The sequence below is a fragment of the Neorhizobium petrolearium genome, assembly GCF_017873175.1.
GTDB lineage: Bacteria > Pseudomonadota > Alphaproteobacteria > Rhizobiales > Rhizobiaceae > Neorhizobium > Neorhizobium petrolearium.
Genome location: NZ_JAGGJW010000003.1, coordinates 349,388 through 372,315, shown reverse-complemented (window position 1 = coordinate 372,315; position 22,928 = coordinate 349,388). Strand labels below are relative to the sequence as shown.

The 22,928-nt window shown below is 60.0% G+C and carries 18 protein-coding genes; 7 read left to right on the top strand and 11 right to left on the bottom strand.

Features of this window, described 5'->3' with window-relative positions; translation table 11 throughout:
* The first annotated feature begins 92 nt into the window (after positions 1 to 92).
* On the top strand, positions 93 to 1,355 hold the full coding sequence (locus tag J2046_RS07965; RefSeq protein WP_210050738.1) for a glycosyltransferase family 4 protein: 1,263 nt from the start codon (positions 93 to 95) through the stop codon (positions 1,353 to 1,355).
* Entirely contained in the window at positions 1,352 to 2,509 is a 1,158-nt protein-coding gene (locus J2046_RS07960; protein ID WP_210050737.1) for a glycosyltransferase family protein, read from the top strand. Before J2046_RS07965 ends, J2046_RS07960 begins: the two co-directional genes overlap by 4 nt.
* A 20-nt stretch (positions 2,510 to 2,529) precedes the next feature.
* On the opposite strand, the gene J2046_RS07955 is transcribed toward J2046_RS07960, so the two are convergent.
* Both J2046_RS07955 and J2046_RS07950 read right to left on the bottom strand, forming a co-directional pair.
* Positions 2,530 to 3,750: a glycosyltransferase family protein gene (locus tag J2046_RS07955; protein ID WP_210050736.1), complete on the bottom strand. Its 1,221-nt coding sequence runs from the start codon at positions 3,748 to 3,750 to the stop codon at positions 2,530 to 2,532.
* A gap of 203 nt (positions 3,751 to 3,953) precedes the next feature.
* Positions 3,954 to 4,127, bottom strand: a complete 174-nt coding sequence (locus J2046_RS07950; RefSeq protein WP_210050735.1) for a hypothetical protein — start codon at positions 4,125 to 4,127, stop codon at positions 3,954 to 3,956.
* A 380-nt stretch (positions 4,128 to 4,507) separates the two neighbouring features.
* Between J2046_RS07950 and J2046_RS07945 the strand changes: the two genes are divergently transcribed.
* The 5 genes from J2046_RS07945 (at position 4,508) to J2046_RS34210 (ending at position 11,084) form a co-directional block, all read left to right on the top strand.
* On the top strand, positions 4,508 to 4,768 hold the full coding sequence (locus J2046_RS07945; RefSeq protein WP_037152093.1) for a DUF4212 domain-containing protein: 261 nt from the start codon (positions 4,508 to 4,510) through the stop codon (positions 4,766 to 4,768).
* 14 nt (positions 4,769 to 4,782) lie between these two features.
* Positions 4,783 to 6,549 (top strand): sodium:solute symporter family protein, encoded by a 1,767-nt coding sequence (locus J2046_RS07940; RefSeq protein WP_210050734.1) that lies wholly within the window; start codon positions 4,783 to 4,785, stop codon positions 6,547 to 6,549.
* An 86-nt stretch (positions 6,550 to 6,635) separates the two neighbouring features.
* Complete coding sequence (locus tag J2046_RS07935; protein ID WP_210050733.1) at positions 6,636 to 8,462, top strand: DUF294 nucleotidyltransferase-like domain-containing protein; 1,827 nt, start codon at positions 6,636 to 6,638, stop codon at positions 8,460 to 8,462.
* An 11-nt stretch (positions 8,463 to 8,473) separates the two neighbouring features.
* Positions 8,474 to 8,998 carry a hypothetical protein gene (locus J2046_RS07930; RefSeq protein WP_210050732.1) on the top strand — a complete coding sequence of 175 codons (525 nt, stop codon included), beginning with the start codon at positions 8,474 to 8,476 and terminating at the stop codon, positions 8,996 to 8,998.
* 13 nt (positions 8,999 to 9,011) lie between these two features.
* Positions 9,012 to 11,084, top strand: coding sequence for a 3'-5' exonuclease (locus J2046_RS34210; RefSeq protein ID WP_210050731.1), 2,073 nt, complete (start codon positions 9,012 to 9,014; stop codon positions 11,082 to 11,084).
* A 133-nt stretch (positions 11,085 to 11,217) separates the two neighbouring features.
* Here the strand turns inward: J2046_RS34210 and J2046_RS07920 are convergent, their stop codons facing one another.
* The 9 genes from J2046_RS07920 to J2046_RS07880 form a co-directional block, all read right to left on the bottom strand.
* Positions 11,218 to 12,288, bottom strand: coding sequence for an ABC transporter ATP-binding protein (locus tag J2046_RS07920; protein ID WP_210050730.1), 1,071 nt, complete (start codon positions 12,286 to 12,288; stop codon positions 11,218 to 11,220).
* A 1-nt stretch (position 12,289) separates the two neighbouring features.
* Complete coding sequence (locus J2046_RS07915; protein ID WP_210050729.1) at positions 12,290 to 14,011, bottom strand: ABC transporter permease; 1,722 nt, start codon at positions 14,009 to 14,011, stop codon at positions 12,290 to 12,292.
* A gap of 134 nt (positions 14,012 to 14,145) precedes the next feature.
* Positions 14,146 to 15,195 (bottom strand): ABC transporter substrate-binding protein, encoded by a 1,050-nt coding sequence (locus J2046_RS07910; RefSeq protein WP_210050728.1) that lies wholly within the window; start codon positions 15,193 to 15,195, stop codon positions 14,146 to 14,148.
* A 112-nt stretch (positions 15,196 to 15,307) separates the two neighbouring features.
* The gene (locus tag J2046_RS07905; RefSeq protein WP_210050726.1) at positions 15,308 to 15,997 is read right to left on the bottom strand and encodes a GntR family transcriptional regulator; all 690 of its coding nucleotides are present in this window, start codon (positions 15,995 to 15,997) and stop codon (positions 15,308 to 15,310) included.
* Between the two features lie 7 nt (positions 15,998 to 16,004).
* Positions 16,005 to 16,973, bottom strand: a complete 969-nt coding sequence (locus J2046_RS07900) for an NAD(P)/FAD-dependent oxidoreductase (protein WP_210050724.1) — start codon at positions 16,971 to 16,973, stop codon at positions 16,005 to 16,007.
* Positions 16,970 to 18,637, bottom strand: a complete 1,668-nt coding sequence (locus J2046_RS07895; protein WP_210050723.1) for a UGSC family (seleno)protein — start codon at positions 18,635 to 18,637, stop codon at positions 16,970 to 16,972. Before J2046_RS07895 ends, J2046_RS07900 begins: the two co-directional genes overlap by 4 nt.
* Positions 18,638 to 18,715: 78 nt before the next feature.
* The gene (locus J2046_RS07890) at positions 18,716 to 20,254 is read right to left on the bottom strand and encodes a malonate--CoA ligase (protein WP_210050722.1); all 1,539 of its coding nucleotides are present in this window, start codon (positions 20,252 to 20,254) and stop codon (positions 18,716 to 18,718) included.
* Positions 20,254 to 21,627 (bottom strand): malonyl-CoA decarboxylase, encoded by a 1,374-nt coding sequence (locus J2046_RS07885; RefSeq protein ID WP_210050721.1) that lies wholly within the window; start codon positions 21,625 to 21,627, stop codon positions 20,254 to 20,256. The genes J2046_RS07890 and J2046_RS07885 overlap by 1 nt, the downstream gene beginning before the upstream one ends.
* An 80-nt stretch (positions 21,628 to 21,707) precedes the next feature.
* The gene (locus J2046_RS07880) at positions 21,708 to 22,922 is read right to left on the bottom strand and encodes a polyhydroxyalkanoate depolymerase (protein ID WP_210050720.1); all 1,215 of its coding nucleotides are present in this window, start codon (positions 22,920 to 22,922) and stop codon (positions 21,708 to 21,710) included.
* Positions 22,923 to 22,928: the final 6 nt, after the last annotated feature.

The window sequence follows — 22,928 nt, the reverse complement described above, 5'->3', positions numbered from 1 at the left end:
TGCCGTCTTGCGGACTACTGATCCTTGCACATGGCGCCGCTGCCACACGTCGTTCCATAGCCACATCGACATCGGAAAGTATCAACGTAGCAATGCAGCGAAAACTCGTCGTCCTGCTGAAGGGGTATCCCCGGCTTTCCGAAACATTCATCGCGCAGGAACTGCTTGGCCTCGAACGCGCCGGTTTCGAGCTAGTTCTCGTTTCCATGCGCCGCCCGACCGACAAGAAGCGTCATCCCATCCATGACGAAATCCGTGCACCGGTGCATTATCTGCCCGAGTATCTGCACGAGGAGCCGTTCCGCGTTCTGCGCTCTCTCATCCTCGCATGTGCGAAGCCGGGCTTCTTCGCGGCGTGCAAGGATTTCATACGTGATCTCGGTCGGGATTTCACGCGCAATCGCGTCCGCCGTTTCGGCCAGGCGGCCGTACTCGCCGTCGAATGGCCTGAGGGGGCTGATTGGCTGCATGTCCACTTCATCCATACGCCGGCGGCAGTCGGGCGTTATGCGAGCCGTATGATCGGAATTCCCTGGAGCGTTTCGGCGCATGCCAAGGACATCTGGACGACAAAGGAATGGGAGTTGCGCGAGAAGCTCGCCGACGCGCGATGGACCGTCACCTGTACCCAGGCGGGTTTCGAGCGCCTTCGTGGTCTGTCTAGGCGTGAAGAGATCGTGCATCTGAGTTATCACGGGCTCGATCTTGACCGGTTTCCGCCTTTCGAAGCGGAACGTCCATTGCGCGACGGTACCGATGCGAGCCAGCCGATCACTATTCTCAGTGTCGGACGTGCCGTCGACAAGAAGGGCTTCGACGTCCTGCTGAAAGCCCTGGCGTTGCTGCCTGACGATCTTCACTGGTGTTTCGAGCACATCGGAGGCGGCGAGGAACTGAGCAAGCTCAAGGCTCTGGCCAATAGGCTGGGCATCGATGATCGCATCCGTTGGCATGGTGCGATGGCCCAGCAGGAAATCCTCGCCTATTACCGCAGCTCCGACATCTTCGCGCTAGCCTGCCGGGTGACTGGCAATGGCGATCGCGACGGGCTTCCGAATGTTCTTGTCGAAGCTTCCAGCCAGAAGCTCGCCTGCGTCTCGACCTCGATCTCCGGTATTCCCGAGATGTTTTCAAACGGCGTGAACGGTTACCTCGTCGAACCGGAAGATCCGGTTGCTTTTGCGAAGATGCTCGAAAGTGCCATTCGCGACCCCGCGGGTCGTCGGGCGATAGGCATCGCCGCCGAAGTGAAGGTGCGCGCAGAATTCGACCATCGCGAAAGCATCCGGCAGCTCCAGGCTTTGTTTGCCGATCGGCCTATCGCTGTCCCGTTGAATCCGGTGCCGGCTCCATGACCTCTCCGAAGGTTTTTTTCTATGTCCAGCACCTTCTCGGCATCGGCCATCTTGCCCGTGCAAGTCGCATTGCCGCCGCGCTGCGCGAGGGTGATTTCTCGGTCACCATGGTAACGGGAGGCCTGCCCTTGGAAGGCTTTCCCGCTGCGGGGATCGACCATGTGCAGCTTGAACCGGCGGTGACGGCCGGCGACGGTTTTTCAAAGCTTAAGGATGCTGCGGGAAATCCGATAGACGAAGCAGCGGAGACACGGCGTCGCGAACAGCTTCTTGCCGTGTTCCGGGCGCGACAGCCGGATATCGTGATCATCGAGGCGTTTCCTTTCGGCCGACGGCAGGTCCGTTTCGAGCTCCTTCCGCTGCTGGCTGAAATTGAACATTGTGAAACGCGTCCCCTCGTCATTAGTTCGATACGCGATATCCTGCAGGAGAATCGCAAGCCCGGCCGCGATGAGGAAACGATAGCACTCGTCAGGGACCATTTTGACCGGGTGCTCGTCCATGGTGATCCCAATTTCGTACGGCTAGAGGAAACCTTCCCGCTTTCCGCTGAGATAGCCGACAAGGTCTCTTATACCGGTCTTGTCGCACCGCCTGCGCCGGAACCGCGCGAGGCCGAATTCGACGTTATCGTCTCCGCTGGTGGAGGGGCCGTTGGCGCAAAACTGATCGAAGCGGCGATGGAGGCCTATCCGAAACTACCGTCGCTTGGGCGCTGGTGCGTCATTGCCGGTCCCAACCTCGATCAAGCCGAAATGGACCGCCTGGTAGCGATGGCATCGCCGGAAATCGAGATCGTTCGGTTTCGTAAGGATTTTCCAGGCCTGCTCGGGCAGGCGCGGCTTTCTATTTCACAGGCTGGATACAACACAGTCTGCGATATTCTACAGGCTCGCTGCCGGGCTGTGTTGATCCCTTTCGCCGCGGGCGGAGAGACCGAGCAAACGACCCGTGCCGAAAAACTCCAGGAACTTGGTCTGGCAATCTCTGTGGACGAGGCGACGCTTTCAGCACAAGCGCTGGTCGAGGCCATTCCGGCTGCCCTAGCGCTCGATTCCGCAATTGAGGTTCCGTTGCGGCTCGATGGAGCCCGGCAGACCGCAATCATCCTCCGGGAACTGCTTGCAGAACGCGTCGGAAAGATACGACGATAACGTCTGTTCGACCCGGCCGTTCAGGACGGCAATCCTCCTTGGACCACTGAGAGGTGGTCGGAATTATCGCGACCGAGCCAAGTGTTGACCATTTGGCAGATGTTCGACAACCCATCCAGCTGCATATGCGGCGCGGTGACAGACGGTGGTGGGCGCTTCAGGAGATCTTTGAGCGCCTGAGACAGACGGGGTCCGTTTACCGATTCGTCGGGATGGAGCATGTCCACCAAGCCGAGTTCATGGGCTCGGAGTGCACGTATCAACTGCTCCTCCCGAGGCTGGATGCGCGGAATGATCAAAGCCGGCTTGTCGAAGGAGAGGATTTCGCAATAGGTATTGTAGCCGCCCATGGCGACGACAGCTTTGGCGCCGGCGATCAGGTCTTCCATCCGGTTGTCGAATTCGATGATTTCGAGCGCCGGATTCCGAGCACCGGCCTGGGTAAGCTGTTGGCGTTGCTCGGCGGGCATATAGGGCCCAAGCACCAGGAGAGCCCGCTGTGTCAGTGTGGGATCACTGTCATAGGCGTTGATCACATCGCGGATGAGGTCGCTGCCGTCGCCGCCGCCGCCGGTCGTCACAAGGATATAGTCGTCTCGCTCTCGTGTTCCGTTGCGCGATTTGGGAGAAGCTTGGCGCTGCAGAAAGCCGACGAAGTTCATCTTCGCTCGCAGCGACTGTGGCACCTCAAGCCCGAGGAGGGGATCGTAGAAATCAGGAGGCCCATAGACCCATATATCGTCATAGAGCTGATCGACCTTGCGGAGAACGTCGTTTCGTTCCCACTCGGACTTCAAAAGATGTGGCGCGTCCATGACTTCACGCAGGCCGAGCACCAAGGCCGTGCCTCTGGTTTTCAGATAGACCAGGGTCTCCTCCACCTCGCGACGCAAGCCCATTGGCTCCTTGTCGACAATGAAGATGTCCGGCTCAAATGTCTCCGCTGTATGACGGATGATCGACTGCCGCATCTTCAGCGTATCGTGAAGATCTATGTGCCGGTTCATCGAGGTGTATTCACCATTGCGCAGCTTGATGACACTGGGAATTTTGACGAAGTCCACGCGAGCCCGATAGTCAAACGCGCCGGCAATGGTGGCCCCAGAAATGATGAGCACACGAAGCCCGCTGAAGGCATCGACGAGCGAATGCGCAATCGTCCTGCATCGCCGAAGATGGCCGAGGCCGAACGTGTCGTGGCTGTACATCAAAATTCGCGCGTTTTGTGGAAAAGGCGACATTGGTAGGTTCCGATCAGCAACTTCAGCGCAGTGGAGTGTTCCATTCTCCACGGGTTCGGGCAGGTTCTTATCTTGAGATGAATGTCGTCATCACTTTCCACCATGACGTAATATCGGGAAGTCCGGCATTCCAAGGTGTTCCGGTTCGAGCTAAACGCCGGCGGCTCAACTCTCCTCGTAGAGGTTCTTAAAATGCATTGCAGTCAATCAAATCGATTACAGGTTCCGGGCACATAAGCGTTTCGTTGGCTTATGCTCGCCGGCACACCGCTTGTAACGGCTTTTTCAGCGGTCAACGATATGGTGTCAACCGGAATCGTTTCCGTCAACTCCCGCATCACGAAGCTGTTTTCGATCAGTGATGGCTGAGCCGCCATGAATACTCCCGCCAGATTTTCGCAAAGGTCGGCTGGTTCGATTCAATTTCCATCGGCTATGCTGGATCGGTCAAGTCGGATGTCATTGCCTGGTTGAGGCTGACGAAAGGTTCCATGGGTTTTGCTTCGCTTGGCCGCAGCCTCTTTGCCTTTCCCGCCCTGCTGGCTCACGCCCACTCTGCACTCGACATGCTCCTGGTCCGGTAGCAACCGGCGAAACCGGTCGCGAGCTGTGGATGTACGACTAACGGAGGATATACCAGCGGCAGAGGTTTGGTTACTTCTAAACACTGGTCTATTCCGCCGTAGGAGTTGAGTCGGAGAAATAGACTTGGAGGGTTAGGCGCCGACTGGCGCCTTTTGAAAAGGGAGGAGCATTCATGGCGGACAAGTCTTCGTCCAATGCCTACTGGACCGCGAATGTGCGTGTCATCTGCATATGTCTGGCGATCTGGGCGGTCGTTTCCTACGGCTTCGGCATCCTGCTGCGTCCGGCGCTGTCCGGCATCAAGGTCGGCGGTACGGATATCGGTTTCTGGTTTGCGCAGCAGGGGTCGATCGTCATCTTCATCGCGTTGATCTTCTACTATGCAATATACATGAACAAGATCGATCGCGAATTCGGCGTCGACGAGCAGTAAGGCGGGCCTATATTATGGATCAATATACGCTTAATCTGCTGATCGTGGGGGCATCCTTCGCTATCTACATCGGCATAGCAATCTGGAGCCGGGCCGGCTCCACGGCTGAATTCTACGCCGCAAACCGCGGCGTTCACCCCGTCATGAACGGCATGGCGACTGCGGCAGACTGGATGTCGGCCGCTTCTTTCATCTCGATGGCTGGCCTCATCGCCGGCGTCGGCTACGCCAATTCCACTTATCTTATGGGCTGGACCGGCGGCTATGTTCTGCTCGCGCTTCTGCTTGCGCCCTATCTGCGCAAGTTCGGCAAGTACACGGTGCCGCAGTTCATCGGTGACCGCTTCTACAGCCAGAGCGCACGTCTTGTGGCGGTAATCTGCCTCATTATCATCTCGGTAACCTATGTTATCGGTCAGATGACCGGTGCCGGCGTTGCCTTCTCGCGCTTCCTTGAAGTGGAATCCTCCACCGGCCTCTGGATCGCTGCCGCAGTTGTTTTCGTCTACGCGGTTCTAGGTGGTATGAAGGGCATTACCTATACTCAGGTTGCCCAGTATGTTGTCCTGATCATCGCCTATACGATTCCGGCGATCTTCATATCGATCCAGCTCACGGGCAATCCGGTTCCGCCGCTCGGTCTGTTCTCGACTCATATGGAATCGAGCCTGCCGCTGCTCCAGAAGCTCGACCAGGTCGTTACCGACCTCGGCTTCACGGCCTATACCGCGCAGGGGTCCATGCTGAACATGACCCTGTTCACCTTGTCGCTGATGATTGGCACCGCCGGCCTGCCGCACGTCATCATCCGCTTCTTCACCGTTCCGAAGGTGGCTGATGCGCGCTGGTCGGCAGGCTGGGCGCTGGTGTTTATCGCGCTTCTCTATCTGACTGCTCCGGCGGTCGGCGCTATGGCGCGCCTGAACATCATCAACACGATCTTCCCGAACGGCGCCTCGGAACAGGCGGTTCTCTATGACGAGCGTCCCGACTGGATGCGTACCTGGGAAGTGACCGGTCTCCTGAAATTCCAGGACAAGAACGGCGACGGCCGCATGCAGTATTATAACGACAAGTCCGAGGGCTTCAAGGCTCAGGCAACAGAGCGTGGCTGGGCTGGCAATGAACTGGAAATCAACAATGATATTCTCGTTCTCGCCAATCCGGAAATTGCGCAGCTTCCGGGCTGGGTCATCGGCCTTATCGCTGCCGGTGGTCTTGCTGCAGCCTTGTCGACTGCCGCGGGTCTGCTGCTTGCCATCTCATCCGCGATCAGTCACGATCTGATCAAGGATTGGATGAAACCGGATATTTCCGAAAAGGGTGAGCTCATGGCTGCCCGCGTGGCCATGGCCGGTGCCATTGTTGTTGCGACTCTGCTGGGTCTCAACCCACCCGGATTTGCTGCTCAGACGGTGGCGCTCGCCTTCGGTCTTGCTGCAGCAAGTATCTTCCCGGTTCTGATGATGGGCATTTTCTCGAAGCGCATCAACTCGGTCGGCGCGACGGTCGGCATGCTCGTCGGTCTTATCGTGACGTGCCTCTATCTGTTCACCTACCTCGGATGGTTCTTCATCAAGGGGACCAACATGCTGGCGGATGTTCCGGCCAACTACCTGTTCGGCATCCCGCCGACGGCGTTCGGCCCGATCGGCGCCCTCTTGAACTTCGCGACGGCCTATATCGTCTCGATGATGAGCCAGTCCCCGCCGCAGCATGTACAGGATCTCGTGGAATCCATACGTGTTCCGCGGGGTGCCGGGGCGGCTACAGGCCACTGATATCCATTTATGCAGCAGGAAGCGGGCGGTGATAGCCGTCCGCTTTCTTCTATCAACCGGCCTCGCGCGCTTGCATGAGGGCTCTTATGGGATCCACCTCGCCTAATATAGCCAAGTTTCTCGAGACTGTTCATCCCTATGACAGCCTGCCAAGGCGTGAGTTTGATCATGTCGCGCAACGGTTTACCCGCCAAAGCCTGTCGGCTGGCAGCGAAATCTACAGCCGTGGCGATCCCCTGCCCGGCCTCTATCTCGTTATGGAAGGCAGCGTCGAGATCCGTGATTCTTCCGGCACTGTCATCTCTCAGCTTTCTCCGCGGAATTCTTTCGGCGAACGCGGCCTGATGGCCGATGGCCGAGCCGTCACCAATGCCCGGGCCTTGTCCGACGTCGTCCTGCTTGTCCTGCCCACGGCCGAGTTCAAGCGGCTTTTAGCTGAGCATCCGGTCTATACCCGCTTTTTCTCACGTGGTAGTAGCAACGATGTCCGTCGCGCCGACATGACCTTGCGGAAGGTCGGGGACTTGATGTCGAAGCCGCCGCTGGTCTGCTCATCGAAGGACAGTGTCAAGCATGCTGCGGAACTCATGCGCGATCGCAAGGTGTCGAGTCTCGGCGTCGTGGACAACGGAATCTTCGTCGGCATCGTCACCACGCGTGATCTTGCTGCGAGAGTGCTGGCCGAGGGCCTAGACCCTGTTAACACGTCCGTATCAACCGTGATGACGCGGGACCCCATCGGGCTTACAGAGCAGGATCTGGGTTCCGACGTCCTTAATCTGATGCTGGAGCGCGGCGTCGGGCATCTGCCGGTCGTCGAAGGTGACCGGCTCGTGGGCATGATTACACAGACGGATCTGACGCGATTTCAGGCCGTCTCCTCGGCGCTGCTGATCCACGAAGCTTCAGCCGCCGAAAAGGTGGAGGATCTACGAAACATCACGACGCGCATTCCACAGCTTCTCGCGCAACTGGTCGGCGGCAACAATCCTCACGAGGTCGTAACCAGGCTGATTACCGATATTGCCGATGCGGTAACACGGCGGCTCATCGTCCTTGCCGAGCGGGATCTGGGCCCTCCGCCCGTTCCCTATCTCTGGCTCGCATGCGGCAGCCAAGGCAGGCAGGAACAGGCCGGGGTGAGCGACCAGGATAACTGTATCTTCATCGATGACAGTTTCGTCGAAAGCCAACGTCCATGGTTCGAGAAACTCGCCCGTTTCGTCAGCCACAACCTCGATGCCTGCGGATATGTCTTCTGCCCAGGGGACATGATGGCGACCAATCCCCGTTGGTGTCAGCCGGTAAGTGTCTGGCGAGGGTACTTCCACGGGTGGATAACCGCGCCGGAACCGATGGCGCAGATGCTGGCAAGCGTCATGTTCGATCTGCGCCCCATAGCCGGCACGGTATCGCTTTTCGGAAGTTTGCAGGCTCAGACCTTGGAGCAGGCAAGCAGGAATTCGATCTTCGTGGCCCATATGATCAGCAATTCCCTGAAACATGCGCCGCCGCTCGGTCTCTTGCGAGGTCTTGTCACCGTTCGCAATGGGGAACACCGCAACCAGATCGACATGAAGCACAATGGTGTCGTGCCCGTCGTCGATCTCGGGCGGGTATACGCCTTGATGGCGCGGCTGACACCGGTGAATACCCGGGCGCGGTTGCTCGCGGCGGAGGACGCGGGTGTCATTTCAGGGGCCGGAGCGCGCGATCTCATCGCAGCCTATGACCTTATCGCCGAGTTCAGACTCCGCAATCAGGCGACCCAGGTGAGGGCGGGATTGCGGCCAGACAACTATCTTGGCCCCTATGAATTCGGTGACTTCGAACGCTCCCATCTGCGTGACGCGTTCGTCGTCGTGCGCACGATGCAATCGGCGCTGGCCAATAGCGGCAGGGCGCCCATATAGAGGAATATTGAATGCTATTCGAGTTGATCGCAGCCGTTGTGGCAGGCGTGGCACTGGCAGGCATCGCCATGGGCCTCCGGTGGATAAGCCGCGGTCACCTGCCGAAGTGGATTGTGCCGGCCGCGGCGGGGCTGGGCATGCTGTTTTATGCAGTGTGGAGCGAGTACAGCTGGTTCTCCCGGATTACCAACGCAATGCCGCCCACGATCGCGGTGACATGGCAGCATGAGGATCGCTCTTTCTGGCGGCCCTGGTCCTATTATCGGCCGGTGATTGACCGGTTCAGCGCTGTGGACACCGGCAGTGCCAAGCGTCATCCGGAACAGCCGGGCCAGGTCATGGTGGATTTGGTTCTGGCTGCGCGCTGGCAGCCGCCGGTGCGTGTGACAGTGGTATTCGATTGCAATGGCAAGCGACAGGCGAACCTTGTCGATCAGGATGTCACCGTTGCCGAGGACGGCGCCATCATCGGGGCGAAATGGTCGGATGTTCCTGCGGATGATCCGACGCTCGCCGCAGCGTGTAAGCAAGATTGAGGACGTCGTTAACGTGCGAATAGGATTGCGCGGCCGAATTCTTCTTTTCTTCATAGCCATCGCTATCGGCTCGATGGTTGCGCTGGCACTCGGCCTCTGGTTCGGTTACCACCGCCAGGGGAATCCGGAGATGTTCAACGCCTTCATGCATGGCGCAGTTGCCGCCGGTTTCGGGATATTGGCGATCGTCACCTGGATCTGGTTTCTATTCGATACCTATGTCGCACGCCCGATCGGGAATGTTGCTTCGGCTATGCGCGCACATGCCCATGCCCATATCGACGAGGAAATGGAAACTGCCGATGCGCGCTACCTTGGTGACCTCGCCGCGGCGGCATCGGCCGCAGCAGCGACGCTTGCGCATACCCGCAATTCGCTGGCGCAGTCGGTGGCGCGGGAAACGGCTCGGCTGTCGTCGGACAAGAGCAAGCTTGAGCAATTGCTCGCTGATGTGCCGCCGGCGGTCTTGCTCTGCACTGGGCGCCATCATCTCGTCTTCTATAACGGCGTGGCGCAGCGATTTCTCGCGGGCGCACAGCGACCGGTCTGCCTCGATCGGAACCTTTTCGATTATCTAAGTGACGGTGCCATCCGCGATGCACATCACCGGCTGATGGAGGCGGATGCTCCAGATGCAGTGGTGGAATTCATTTGCATGAGCCCGTGTGGATCACGCCGCCTGGCAGGCCGCATGCGCCTCATCGGCGATAATGGCGGCGACAGCGGCGCCTATGCCATGACGCTGCGCGATGTGACAAGCGAGGTGGCGGCCTATGCGCGTCGCGATGTGTTGTTGAGCGATGTCTTCGAGAGATTTCGCCCGGTCGTGGCGGCGCTCAGACAGTTTCTCGGCGAGCCCGATAAGTCGAAAGCGCGCGACACGTTGTTTGCGGTAGAGCGTGAGGTCGCGGCCCTCGATGCGTCCTTGGGTGATCTCGAGCAGCGCTTCGAAGCTTGCCGCTCCGATGGCTGGCCCATGGCCCCGGCCGACGCCCGCGAACTGGCGCACCAGCTGCAGAGGGAGCTTGCGGATGAGGGTATCAACCTTGCCGTCAACGTCGATCCGGTGGCAGCGCGATGCAACGCTTTCGATATCGTCTCATTATTCGCGTATCTGGCGCGGCTTGTGGCGGATCGCAACGGCGTCAAGGCTTTCCGGCTAGCGATCCGGGAAGAGAGGGATGCCGCCATGCTCGCACTCAGCTGGACCGGCTCCTCCGTCTCGGGCGGTGAGCTCAAGGAATGGCTGGCCGTGCCCGTGCTGGAGGGCGGGCCGGCGGCGGATGCTATCCTCGCGGCACATGCTACACAGATCACGCAATTGCGCACGGAAACCGAAAGTGGTTTTGGCGCAACATTGAAGCCGATCGAGCGTCTGCAACCGGTCTCGACCGATCTCTCGCGGACGGTCGTCTACGATTTCGACCTGCTCTCGCGTGTTCAGTACGAAAAGATTGCCGAAGCGCAACTGGATGATCTTACCTATGTCGTTTTTGATACGGAGACGACGGGACTTCTGCCCGAGCAGGGCGACGAAATCGTGCAGATCGCGGCCGTGCGTATCGTGAATGGCAAGCGCGTTAAAGGAGAGATGTTCGAGGCGCTGGTCAATCCCGGTCGAGCGATCCCTGCCAGCGCTTCGGCCGTCCACGGCGTTACGGATTCCATGGTGGCCGATGCGCCAGGTGCGCGTGAAGTGGTCGAGCGATTCCATAAATTTGCGGAGGGGGCGGTGCTTGTGGCGCACAATGCGCCTTTCGATATGGAATTCCTCTACCGCAGGGAGAGGGAGCTAGGAATTCGTTTCGTCAATCCTGTCCTCGATACGGTTCTCCTATCCGCCGTCGTCTTCGGACAGAGCGAGACGCACACACTCGATGCGTTGGCCCGCAGGCTCGCCATTCCCCTGACCGAAGCAGAGCGGCATACGGCGATGGGAGATGCCGTCGCGACGGCGGAAGCATTCATCAAACTGAAGGCGATGCTGATGGGGCGCGGGCTGCAGCGTTTTGGAGAGGTTCTTTCGGAAATCCGGCGACGTCGGAGACTTGTGGCGGACCTCAATGAAAAGGTCGGCGGCATCTGAGGAAGGAGCGACGGAGGCGAATTTTCATCTCCTCTCATCGCCGCCGAGTGTGCACTTGGCGCAAACCGAGTGTGCACCCGCCGAAGCAGCATCTCCTCAAACCTGAGAACTCACCGGACGGTTGCAGTGAACATCAGTCCGTGATCGGCACGATCTGCGCAGGATCAATTTGCAGCCACGCGGGTGTGCCGACAGGAAAGACGTCCGCCGGCGGTGCCGCGACGCGAAACTGCAAGCCCCCCTCGCGCGACTGGAAGACGTAGTCCCAGGTTTCGCCCAGGAACGACGACTGCTTCACCGAGCCTGGCAGGTTGATCGTCTTGTCCTTCGCCATTTCGGTCGCGGACAACTTCATCGCCTGCGGCCGGATCGATACGGTGATCGGCCCGCCGCCCGTCATCTCCTCACCGATCGCCGCAAACGGCACACTGAAGCCGGCAAAATCGATCATGCTATTGCCACGGATGCCGGAGAGAAAATTGGTGCGCCCAATGAAGCTTGCGACGAAGCGTGTCTTGGGACGGCTATAGAGTGCGTAGGGTGTGTCGATCTGTTCGAGCCGGCCGTTGTTCATCACGGCGATACGATCGGAGGTCACCATCGCTTCGCCTTGGTCATGCGTGACATAGACGGAAGTGATGCGGAACTCGTCGTGCATACGCTTGATCTCGAAACGCATTTCTTCGCGTAAGTTGGCGTCGAGATTGGAGAGCGGTTCATCGAGCAGAAGCACGGCGGGGCGAATGACGACGGCGCGAGCGAGTGCGACGCGCTGCTGCTGCCCACCGGAGAGCTCCGCAGGATAGCGGTCGGCGAGATGGCTCATCCTGACCGTTTCCAGCACGGCACCCACGCGTGCCCTGACCTCCTCGGCCGGCAGCTTGCGCAGATTGAGGCCGAAGGCGACGTTTTCCGAAACCGTCATGTTCGGCCAGATCGCATAGGACTGGAAGATCATCGACATGCCGCGCTTTTCCGGTGGCACCGAGCCGGACGGTGCCGAAAGCACCTTGCCGTCCAGCTCGATCGAGCCGGAGGTCGGATCGATGAAGCCGGCGATCATCCGGAGCGTCGTCGTCTTGCCGCAGCCGGACGGCCCCAGCAGTGAGACGAATTCACCCGGCTTTATATGCAGGTCGAAATCCAGAACGGCATCTACCGCACCGAAACGGCGACCCAGTTTCCTGAGGACAAGTCCGTCCATATCAGCTCCTCCTCAACATGAAGTCGCGGCCGAGATATTTCATCCCGACGGCAACGACCGCTACGATGATGATCAACAGAAGTGAGCCCAGCGCCGCGAGTTTTTCGAGCTCGCCTTCCTCGCTGAGATCGAGCAGCACAACGGAAACGACGCGCGTGGTGGGACCGACCAGGAAGATGGCGGTCGAAAGTTCCTGCGCGGCAGGCACGAAGATCAGGAGCCAGCCGCCGGCAAGCGTGCGCTTGAGTAGCGGCCCGACCACATGACGAAGCGCCGTCGTCCGCCCGCCGCCGAGGATGCGCACCGCCTCCTCCATTTCCGGATGGATGCTGCGCACGCCGGCCGAACTGGTGGTAAAGGCGATTGGCAGGAAGCGGGTGATGAAGGCGAGCGCCATGATCATGTAGGTGCCGTAAAGCGCCACCGGCGGCAGGGCATAGGCTGCATAAAAGCCGATAGCCAGCACGATGCCCGGCACGACATAGGGGGAGACCGCCAGGAAAGCGAGCACGCCGGAGAACGGCAGGAGCCGGCGCTGGACGATGTAAGCGATGAAGAGTGCCAGGACGATGGCGACCGTCGCGGCGGCGATGCCTAGACCGATGCTGCCGAGCAATGCCCTCCGCGAGCTCGAATGTTCGAAGAGCACGTAATGGAAATTGCCGAATGTGAAGTTGTCGAACGAGAAACCGGTCGTCCAGGATTGCGAGAAGGCCGCGAGCAGAAGCACTAAGAACGGCATCACGACGGCGAGCGATACGACCATGAGGCAATAGGTAAACAACACCCAACGCCATTTGCCGAGCTTGACGATGCGTCGTTCGCCGCCCTTGCCACTGACCGAAACATAGCCTTTGCGCCGCAGGATCAGCTTCTGCAACCCGAGCAAGGCGGCCGTGATCAGCAATAGTGGCATTGAATAGGCGGCAGCCACTTCCAGCCTGAGCGGAAAGGAGAAGAACTCGGTGAGCTGGATGACCACGACCGGGTAACGCGCGGGAATCGAGATCAGCGCCGGTACGCCATAGAGCGCGATCGCACCGAGGAAGGAAAGAAGCGCCGACCCGATGATTGCCGGCATGACAAGCGGGAAGGTCACCTTCATCGCCGTCTTGAACGGCCCGGCGCCAAGTATATTGGCGGCATCCTCCATTTCCGACGAGATCATCTCAAAGGCACTGCTGACCAGCACGAAGACGAGGAAGAAGCCGCCGATCGCCGTGACCAGAACGAGCCCGCCGAAGGAGAAGATGTTCACCAGTGGTTCTGTCGACCCCGTCAGAGCATGCCAGATCTTATTGATCCAGCCGGTATTAGGACCGGCAAGCAGGATCCAGCCGACACCGGCAAGATAGGGTGGCATGATGAAGGCACCGAATACGGAATAACGCACGAAATTGCGGCCCGGCATGTCGGTGCGGCTGCAGGCCCACGCGAGCGGCACCCCAAACAGCAGTTTCAGCACGACGACAGCGGCGCCCATCTTCAGTGTATTGGTAAGCGCCGTGATATGACGTTCCTTGCCATAGGCTTCCGCATAATTGTGAAGCGTCCAGCCGCCGGTTTTGGCGTCGGTGAAGCTGGAGATCACGAGTGTCCACATGGGTGCGATAATCAAGACCACCAGAATACCGGCGAGAAAAAGCCAGAGCAGGTTGGCCGGCTGCAGCCGCTGATGCCAGGGCACGCGGGCCTTTGCCGGCTCGTCTTTTGTCCAGCTCATAGCATCAGTATCGGAAACACTCGTCATGATCGGCGCTCACTTCATCGTTGGAGGCGTCGGATTTTTCCGCTTCATCCGCGCCTGCGCGCGAGAACATGGCGAAGGCCGGATGGGACCGGCCTTCGGGGAAAGGCTCAGATACCGAACGTATCGCGGAACTTTTCTTGAATGTCCGGCAGCTTGCTTATGCCTTCGGTCGTCTCGATCGACCTTGTCTTGTAGCTGTCCAAGGGACGCATGCCTTCGGCCAATGGCACGCCGGCGCGCAGCGGATAACGATAGTCTTTGGAGAAATACTCTGCGATCTCCGGACCGAGCAGGAAATTCTCGAAAAGCCGCGCGGCATTCGGATGCGGCGCGTCCTTCAGGATACCGGTTGCGGACGGCGGAAGCAGCGCACCGTCAGTTGGATAGACGACGGCGATGGGCGCTTTCTTGGTGGCCGCATCCGAGAGGATCAGCGGCAGGGGTGCAAGCGCCACTTTTCGTTCGCCGGAGACGACGAGGTTATGCCCATCCGCAACGGAACGGCCGATCTGCGGCGCATTCTTCTCGAGCTTCTCGAAAAAGTCCCAGCCGTAAAGATCGTTCATTAGTATCGTCCAGAGGCCAACGCTACCGGAAAAACTCGGATGGCCGACCGCAACTTGGCCCTTCCATTTGGGATCGGTGAGGTCGGTCCAGTTCTTTGGCGCTTCCGCTTCGGTAACCAGCTTGGTGTTATAGGCTATCACCAGTGGCGAGACGCCGGACGTGATCCAATAATGCTCCTTGTCGGCCATGTCGCGCAGTACCGGCACCATGTCCTTGAGGTTTTCTGGCGCGAACTGGGCGAGCGCGCCCTGTTCCTTGAGCTGCAGCATCTGGCCATCGTCGTTGGTCGACATCAGGTCTCCCTGTACAGCCTTGGCCTGAAGCTCCTGCACAAGGCGCTGGAAAATCACCTGGCCGGAAGCCCGCACGACATTGCATTCGACGCCGGCATATTTCTTCTCGAACAGATTGCACATGCCATCGGCGAATTCAGTCGTCGTCTGCGAAACATACCAGGTGACCGAGCCTTCCTTTCTGGCGGCCTCGTAGAGCTGTTTTTCTCCGTCGGTCATCTCGGCCGCACCGGCAATGCCGGCCGCCAGCACAAGTGCCGGAACAAAGCCGGCTACATAACTGAAGACATGCTTCATGATCTCTCCTCCCGTTTGAACCGGCGGCTGCCGGCAAAAGGCTCAATCCTCCCGAGCCTAAAGGTTCATGCGTTCCTTCCCTGCCATCACCGATTCGGAGATTTCGCTCCCGTCATTCTCCAGGTATGAGGTGGCGCTCCACCGGGCGCATGAGCGCCAGGAAATCGCTGAAATATTCGCCCTGGATGACCACATGAGCACGCATCGCGTCACGGGCACGGGCGTCATCGCGGGCACAGATCGCAGCAAGCACCTCCTCGTGCTCGGCAAGCGAACTGTTGACACGTCCCGGCACCCGTAATTGCAGGCGCCGGTAGGGTTTCAGCCGCCGCTGCAGGGCATGGGCGCTTTCCGCGAGGAACCCGTTGCCGCTTGCTTCGTAGATCAGCCGGTGGAATTCCGCATTGGCGTAATAATAGTCGTCCGAATTGCCTGCCTGCTGGGCACTGGCGCAGGCCTGTTGCGCCTCTTCCAGCAGCTTCAGTTGCTCCGGCCGGATGCGCCGCGCCGCAAGCCGCGCGCACATGGCTTCAAGCTCGCCCATCACCTCGAACATTTCGACCAGTTCGGTGACGGTAAGTTGGGTAACGAAGGCTCCGCGATTGGGCACCATCTTCACGAGTCCCATGGTGCTGAGCTGGATCAGCGCCTCGCGAACGGGTGTGCGGGAGACCTGATGACGGGCCGCAAGGCCCGCTTCATCGAGCCTGTCGCCGGGCGAATAGAAGCCGGTAACGATATCCTGCTCGATCGCATCGCGAACGCTCGGTTTGCCCTGTTTGCCTTTGAGCTGCACGTTCATGGATATCCTATCCCGTCGACGCGTAATGTTTCGCCGGTTGCTCGATGCCGTCCGCGGCAAGGTGGCGCACTGCAGAAATTGCCGCCGTTACCCCGTCGCCCGCTGAAGCCGCCAGATGTGCGACCGAGCGGGCGCGGATGTCACCCGCCGCGAAGATGCCTGGTACCGATGTCTGCATGTCGAGATCGACGACAATCCGGCCATCCGCCGCAAGCGTGACGGTATCGCCGAGGAAGGCCGTATGGGGTTCCAGCCCGACATAGATGAAGACGCCGTGGCATGGGATTTCACTTTCCGCTCCCGTCGAAAAGTCACGGGCGGAAAGTGCGGTGACGCCACCTTCGCCATGGATCGCCTGTACGACCGTATTGAGCCTGATATCGATATTCGCCGCCTCACGTACTTTCGCCTGCAACGCAGCAATGGCCTTCAGCCGCGGGCCGCGATGGATGACGGTCACACGCGAGGCATGAGCCGACAGCGTCAGGGCCTCATCGAGCGCCGAATCCCCGCCGCCGACGATGCAGACCTCCTTGTCACGCATCAGGGGGCCATCGCAGGAGGCGCAATGGGAAACACCGCGCCCTTCGAATTCCGCTGCACCCGGAATGCCAAGCGTGCGTTTGGCGGAACCCGCAGCGACGATTACCGCGCTTGCGGTGAGATTCAGGTCAGCACCAGCGATGCGGAAACCGCTGTCTGTCTTCGAGACGCTTTCGATCGTGTCGAGTGCGAATTCGACGCCGGCTTCATCGGCCTGCATCTGCAGCATCGGGCCGAGTTCGAAACCGGACATGCCTTCCGACGGACCCGGAAAATTGTCGATGCGATCGACATTGATCACCTGGCCGCCGGCGCCGAGCATGTCGATGACGATCGTGCGCGCGCCGTGTCGTGCAGCCGTGATTGCCGCATTGAGCCCCGCCACACCGGCGCCGATAATCGCAATGTCGTAATCGTTCGCATCCCTGGTCATCGCCAGTCGTCCACGGAAACGGTGGTGCGGTAATGCGCGCCGTAAATCTGCCAGTAGCCGTTGGACTCGCCGCCCACGACCACGACGTTTATATCCTGCTCGCGGAAGATATGGATGAGTTCGTCCCTGCCGGCCTTCAGCTTGTCTGCCATCGGCTCTTCGCCGAAAGTGGCGCGCGGATAGATGTAGTTCTGTACCAGTTGCAGGTCCCAGTATCGACCGGCCGGCATCTGCGCCGTTTCCCAGATGAAGTGCAGCAGATCTTGCTTCTTCACGAAACCGCCACGATCGATGAACTGCCTTGCGCAGATCGGATCGAGCACGAGGGTCGGCGCGGTGATCGCGTCCGTGCCAAGCAGCATGTCGCGTACATGTTCGCGCCAGTATTCCTTGCGCAGTCCCAGGCTGAAGGTCGTCGAGCGGCAACCGTGGAAGAGGCTGACTGTGCTCGTCTTCGCATCGAAACCCTTCTGGACATGGAGCGGCTCCCAGGGGCTGCGCTCCTCGTTCTCTGCGAATGTCAGGTTGTTGTAGGTATAGTTGTTACCGAGCGACCCCATGAAGGTCTCACCCGGAACCGAGCCGCCCTGCAGGTTCTGCGACAGGAGCCCGAAGGCGCGGCCGATCGTGGCATTGGCATGGCTATACGGGCCGAGCGCGCCGACGCCGCAGTTCATGCCGATTTCGCCGCGGATCGGCCCGTTGACGACCGCCATCGCGGCTGCCGAGCTGGAGGTCGATCCACGGGCAGTGACCTGCGCCGCCGCCAGTGCCAGGATGACCGGGAAATATTCCGGAGACGCGCCGGCCATGACGGCGTTCACCGCCACTTTCTCGACCGTGTATTCCCACAGGCCGCGATTGGTCGTCGGCTGCATGTGCCCGACCACCTCCTCGGGCGTGCGGGAGGTGCCGGCGAGCATATCTGCGACGCGGGCATCCGTCGGCAGTATGATCGGCAGCTTGTCCGTCCAGTTGTTGCGCAGGAAGGAGGCGTGGAGATTGTCCTCAGTGTCGGACTCCACATATCGCGGCGTGCTGCGCTCGAAATGTCCGTCCTCTGCGCCGGCGGCGAGGCCGACCGTCAGCGCCTCGATGATCTCTCGCATCACCGGCTTGCCGTTGACCGGGTCAATGCCTTCCACATAGGCGCGCAGCTCTTCCGGCGTCTTGCCCATGACTGGCTGCGGCACGAAAACCAGCGGCTGCTGCGACAGCCCGCCCATCTTGGCGACCGAGCGCACGACCTTGTCGAATTTATCCGTATGGATTGCCGCGGTCGGAACCCCGTATTTGGTTTCCAGTGTTATCGCATGCGTGGTGACGGCGGGTGCGCAGGTGCTGCAATGGCCGACACCGATGATCGCCGCATGGCCGTTCGCCTTAATCTCTTCCCAGAGAGCCGGATCATCCTTGGCATAGGTGCTGGCGAGTTGTCGGATGCGCAATTCGACGGAGGGCATGTTCCGGGCAAACCAGGCCTCGACCTGCTTCAACAACTCGACGGAATCGTCGAAACGGCTGTCAATAAGATAGACGACTTTCCCGTCGAGACTGGTGGGCCGGGCGGCCGGCTGCTTGCGACTGACCTTCGGTGGATAACCCATCGGATTGTGGACGGTGATAAGCGGTTGACCGCTCTCCGGCTTGCCCTGCTGCAGCATTCCACTTCCTCCCCGAAATGACACTGCTCGTATGCAATTCATAGTCTACTCGTATACATTATCCGTCAAGCCCTAAAGTCAGGCTGACTTATTTTTGCTGCTGTCGGGCTCGAAAGTACCGGTGAACTGGTCGCGAAGTATATTCTTCTGGACTTTGCCCATGGTGTTGCGCGGAAGCTCCGGCACGAAAGCTACTTTCTTCGGGCGTTTGTAGGCTGCAAGCCGGCTGTCAAGCGCTTTGATGACTTGCTGCTCCGAGAGTTCGGCGCCCGGTTTCAGCACCACAGCAGCGATGATTCCCTCGCCGAAATCGGGATGTCTGACGCCGAAAACAGCGCTTTCGTTGACGCCCGGCATGGCGTCGATCTCCATTTCGACCTCTTTCGGGTATACATTGTAGCCGCCGGTGATGATGAGGTCCTTGCCGCGGCCGACGATGTGCACGTAGCCGTCCTCATCCACCTTGCCGAGGTCGCCGGTGATGAAGAATCCGTCCTCGCGGAATTCGGCGGCCGTCTTTTCCGGCATGCGCCAATAGCCCTGGAACACGTTCGGGCCGCGCACCTCGATCATGCCGATTTCCTCGGTGCGCAGCAGTGCGCCTGTCTCCGGATCCGTGACGCGGATTTCGACCCTCGGCAGAGGAAAACCCACCGTGCTGGCGATGCGTCGGCCGTCATAGGGGTTCGACGTATTCATGTTGGTCTCGGTCATGCCATAGCGTTCCAGGATCGCGTGGCCGGTGCGTTCCTGCCATTCTCTGTGAGTCTCGGCCAGCAGCGGCGCAGAACCGGAAACGAAAAGGCGCATATGCGCCGTGTTTTGCCGGTCAAGGCCGGGATGCTGCAGGAGGCGGGTGTAGAATGTCGGCACGCCCATCAGGCAAGTCGCCTGCGGCATTGCTTCCATGATCTTGTTCGGATCGAATTTCGCCTGGAAGATCATCGAAGCCCGCGAAGCGAGCACCACGTTGGTCGCAACGAAAAGCCCGTGGGTGTGGAAGATCGGCAGCGCGTGGATCAGCACGTCCTTGTCTGTAAAATGCCAGCTTTCAACCAGCGAGTGCGCGTTCGAAAGCAGGTTGTCGTGCGAAAGCATTGCCCCTTTGGAGCGTCCCGTCGTGCCCGACGTGTAAAGGATCGCAGCGATGTCGCTGCCGCCGCGCGGCGAGGTTTCCGCAAGCGGCCGAGCTGCCGCTGCCGCATCGGCAAGCGTTCCCTTGCCTGTCGCATCGAGCGTCAGCACTTTGGCGCCGGCAGCGCTCGCGATCGGCGCCAGCGCCGGAAGTTTCGCCGGATCGCAGACGAAGATCGCCGGTTCGGCATCGTTCAGGAAATATTCGATTTCCGCCGGGGTATAGGCGATGTTGAGCGGCAGATAGATGCCGCCGGCCCTGACAGTCGCGAGATAGAGCGCGAGCGCCGCGACGGACTTCTCAGCCTGCACGGCAACGCGGTCGCCCGACTGGAGACCGGCTTCCAGCAACGCGCCAGCCATTCGGGCGCATTCCTCGGTGAAGGCACGATAGCTCATGGTGCCGACCGTCTCGTCCCTGAGAAGCAGCCGATCCTCCCCCTCGGTCCCACCAAGCAGCGCGTCGTAGAGATTGCCAGCCATCAATATACCTCCTGCGATACCGGTTGGGCCAGTTTCCGCAGCGCCGGCATCGCCGCGATATGGCCGTTCTCGGCATAAGCTTCATGATTTTTCTCGATTTCGCCGAGCCGGTAGCGGTAGTTGACCATCAGGCCATAGGACTGGCGCATGCCTTTGGGTGAGCGGTCGCCGAGGAAATTGAGCCGCTCGACCTGCGCACCGTTGCCGAGATGAAAGCGTGCCACCGGGTCCACCGGCCGCCCGTTCTTCCGTCGGACGTTCAGCAGATAATGCGCTCCGAGCGGCAGCATGGCTCGGCGAATAGCGTCGAGTTCACGCTCGTCGAGCAAAGTCCAATCGCCTTCCAATCGGGCGACGAGTAGCTTCTTCTCCGCAACGACCTCCTCGCTGTCCTCGGCGCGAGTTTCGCCGCGCAGCCATGCACCGAAGCCCGGAATGGGCGAAAGCGTCACGAAATTCTCGAGCCGCGGCAACTCGCGCTTCAGGTCGTTTACCACCTGTTTGATGAGGAAGTTGCCGAGCGAAATGCCGGCCAGCCCGCGTTGGCAGTTGGATATCGAATAGAAGACCGCCGTCGTCGCATCCTTCGGGTCCATCGGCGCGCGATCCCGCGCCAGCAGCGCGTCGACGGACGATGCGAGGTGGTCGGTCAGCGCCACTTCCACGAAGATCAGCGGCTCGTCCTCCAATTGGGGGTGGAAGAAGCCGAAGCAGCGGCGATCGGGCGGTGCCAGCCGCCGCCGCAGGTCGTCCCAGCCGTCGATATCGTGCACGGCCTCGTAACGGATCAGCGCCTCCAGGATATTGGCGGGCGTGCTCCAGTCGATCGATCGCAGCATCAGGAAACCCCGATTGAACCATGAGGAAAAGAGGTGGCAGAAATCGACATCGACCGGCTGCAGTGCAGGCTCCTTGCCGAGCATGTCCATCAGGTGTTCGCGCATCTCGACGAGCGTCGTCGTGCCGCGCCTGGCGAAATTGATGCGGCGAAAGAGCTCCTGCCGGCGCGGTTCAGCAGCCTCATGCAGCCGCGCAATTGTCTTTGCACCCGGCTCGGCCTGATAGGCAGCGACCGCCGCGTCCAGAATACCTTGGTCGGGGCCGAACCGCTCCAGCAAGGTGCGCATGAAAGCCTCCCGCTCCACGACGCTCGCCTGCCGATAGGCTTCAAGAAAGGCTTCCGCCAGTATCGCGCCGGATACCTCGCCGCGCCGCGACAGGATCATCTCGGCAAGGCCCGTCAGATCGCGGCTCTGCACCGGCTGCGAGGAAAACCCGAATAGGGCCTTGCCGCGGCCGGACAATGACTGGATCAGCTCGCCGATGAACGGAGGAGCGTCCCACCACCCAAAAACTGGTTCCCTGCGGCTCATCTTTTATCTCCTGCCCGCTTATTGCATACAGCAGAAGAGTGATCGTATGCAAGCAGTCCGGGCGGTATCAGGGCGCGGAGCTATTCCATGGCGAGGATCATGTTGCGGACGACGGGATAGATTTCCGCTTCCCAGCGGCGCCCGCTGAACACACCATAATGGCCCACATTGGCCTGGAGATGATGGCGTCTCAGATGCGGCCGCAGGGACCGACAGAGATCATGCGCTGACGAGGTCTGGCCAAGCCCGCAGATATCGTCGCGGCCCCCCTCGACCGTCAGCAATGCCGTATTGCGGATCTGTCCCGGATCGACCTGGCTGCCATGATGGGTAAAGTCACCCGTTGCAAGCTCGGCTTTCTGGAAGACCCGATCGATCGTCTCTATGTAGAATTCGGCGGTGAGGTCGAGCACTGCGAAATATTCATCGTAGAATTTCTTGATCTTGTCGGCTTCCGCCGTCTCACCCTTGGCGAGATGACGATAGAGCTTCCGATGGGATTCCTGATGGCGCTCCATGTTCATGCTCATGAACGCCACGAGTTGAAGAAATCCGGGATAGACTCTCCGTCCCTGGCCTGGAAACCCCAGAGGAACGCCGCTGAGTAGTGATGTCTCGAACCAGGAGAGAGGTTTCCCAAGAGCGAGTTCGTTGACCTTCGTCGGGCTTTCTCGCGGATCGATCGGCCCGGCCATCAAGGTCATGGTGCGCGGCGTTGCCGGATGCCGGTCCTCCGACATGACCGCCACGGCAGCCAGCGCCTGAACACAGGGCTGGCAGACGGCAAGGATATGTCCGCCTGGTCCGATCTCTTCCAGGAAACGGATGAGATAATCCGTATAATCGTCGATGCCGAAGCGGCCGGCCGACAGCGACACTTCACGAGCATTGACCCAGTCGGTTAGGTAGACTTCATGGTCGCGAAGCAACGTCTGCACCGTGCCACGCAGAAGCGTCGAAAAATGGCCGGACAACGGTGCGACCACAAGCACGCGTGGCCGCGGCGCATCCACATCCGCCGAAAAATGCAGAAGCTTGCCGAAAGGCATATCCAGCGCGATCTCGATGGTGACCGGCACCTGCCGATTGCCGACCATAACCGAGGAAATCTCGAAGTCTGGCCGCTTATGCGTGAGCCTGAAGCGGGAGAGCATCTCGAGCGTGGCAGACCAGTGCCGTCCCATCTCGCTTTCGATACCCCAGAACAGGGTCGAAGACATCGCTTGCAGGCGGTGCGCCAAGTCGCGCATCGGGGCGATGAGGTCATCCTGGAATTGGTAGGTCTGATAGAACATGGGTAT

Excerpts from the sequence above, each read along its gene's own strand:
- J2046_RS07965 (WP_210050738.1), top strand. The coding sequence starts at position 93 with ATGCAGCGAAAACTCGTCGTCCTGCTGAAGGGGTATCCCCGGCTTTCC.
- J2046_RS07960 (WP_210050737.1), top strand. The coding sequence starts at position 1,352 with ATGACCTCTCCGAAGGTTTTTTTCTATGTCCAGCACCTTCTCGGCATC.
- J2046_RS07955 (WP_210050736.1), bottom strand. The coding sequence starts at position 3,750 with ATGTCGCCTTTTCCACAAAACGCGCGAATTTTGATGTACAGCCACGAC.
- J2046_RS07950 (WP_210050735.1), bottom strand. The coding sequence starts at position 4,127 with ATGGCGGCTCAGCCATCACTGATCGAAAACAGCTTCGTGATGCGGGAG.
- J2046_RS07945 (WP_037152093.1), top strand. The coding sequence starts at position 4,508 with ATGGCGGACAAGTCTTCGTCCAATGCCTACTGGACCGCGAATGTGCGT.
- J2046_RS07940 (WP_210050734.1), top strand. The coding sequence starts at position 4,783 with ATGGATCAATATACGCTTAATCTGCTGATCGTGGGGGCATCCTTCGCT.
- J2046_RS07935 (WP_210050733.1), top strand. The coding sequence starts at position 6,636 with ATGGGATCCACCTCGCCTAATATAGCCAAGTTTCTCGAGACTGTTCAT.
- J2046_RS07930 (WP_210050732.1), top strand. The coding sequence starts at position 8,474 with ATGCTATTCGAGTTGATCGCAGCCGTTGTGGCAGGCGTGGCACTGGCA.
- J2046_RS07920 (WP_210050730.1), bottom strand. The coding sequence starts at position 12,288 with ATGGACGGACTTGTCCTCAGGAAACTGGGTCGCCGTTTCGGTGCGGTA.
- J2046_RS07915 (WP_210050729.1), bottom strand. The coding sequence starts at position 14,011 with ATGAGCTGGACAAAAGACGAGCCGGCAAAGGCCCGCGTGCCCTGGCAT.
- J2046_RS07910 (WP_210050728.1), bottom strand. The coding sequence starts at position 15,195 with ATGAAGCATGTCTTCAGTTATGTAGCCGGCTTTGTTCCGGCACTTGTG.
- J2046_RS07905 (WP_210050726.1), bottom strand. The coding sequence starts at position 15,997 with ATGAACGTGCAGCTCAAAGGCAAACAGGGCAAACCGAGCGTTCGCGAT.
- J2046_RS07900 (WP_210050724.1), bottom strand. The coding sequence starts at position 16,973 with ATGACCAGGGATGCGAACGATTACGACATTGCGATTATCGGCGCCGGT.
- J2046_RS07895 (WP_210050723.1), bottom strand. The coding sequence starts at position 18,637 with ATGCTGCAGCAGGGCAAGCCGGAGAGCGGTCAACCGCTTATCACCGTC.
- J2046_RS07890 (WP_210050722.1), bottom strand. The coding sequence starts at position 20,254 with ATGGCTGGCAATCTCTACGACGCGCTGCTTGGTGGGACCGAGGGGGAG.
- J2046_RS07885 (WP_210050721.1), bottom strand. The coding sequence starts at position 21,627 with ATGAGCCGCAGGGAACCAGTTTTTGGGTGGTGGGACGCTCCTCCGTTC.
- J2046_RS07880 (WP_210050720.1), bottom strand. The coding sequence starts at position 22,922 with ATGTTCTATCAGACCTACCAATTCCAGGATGACCTCATCGCCCCGATG.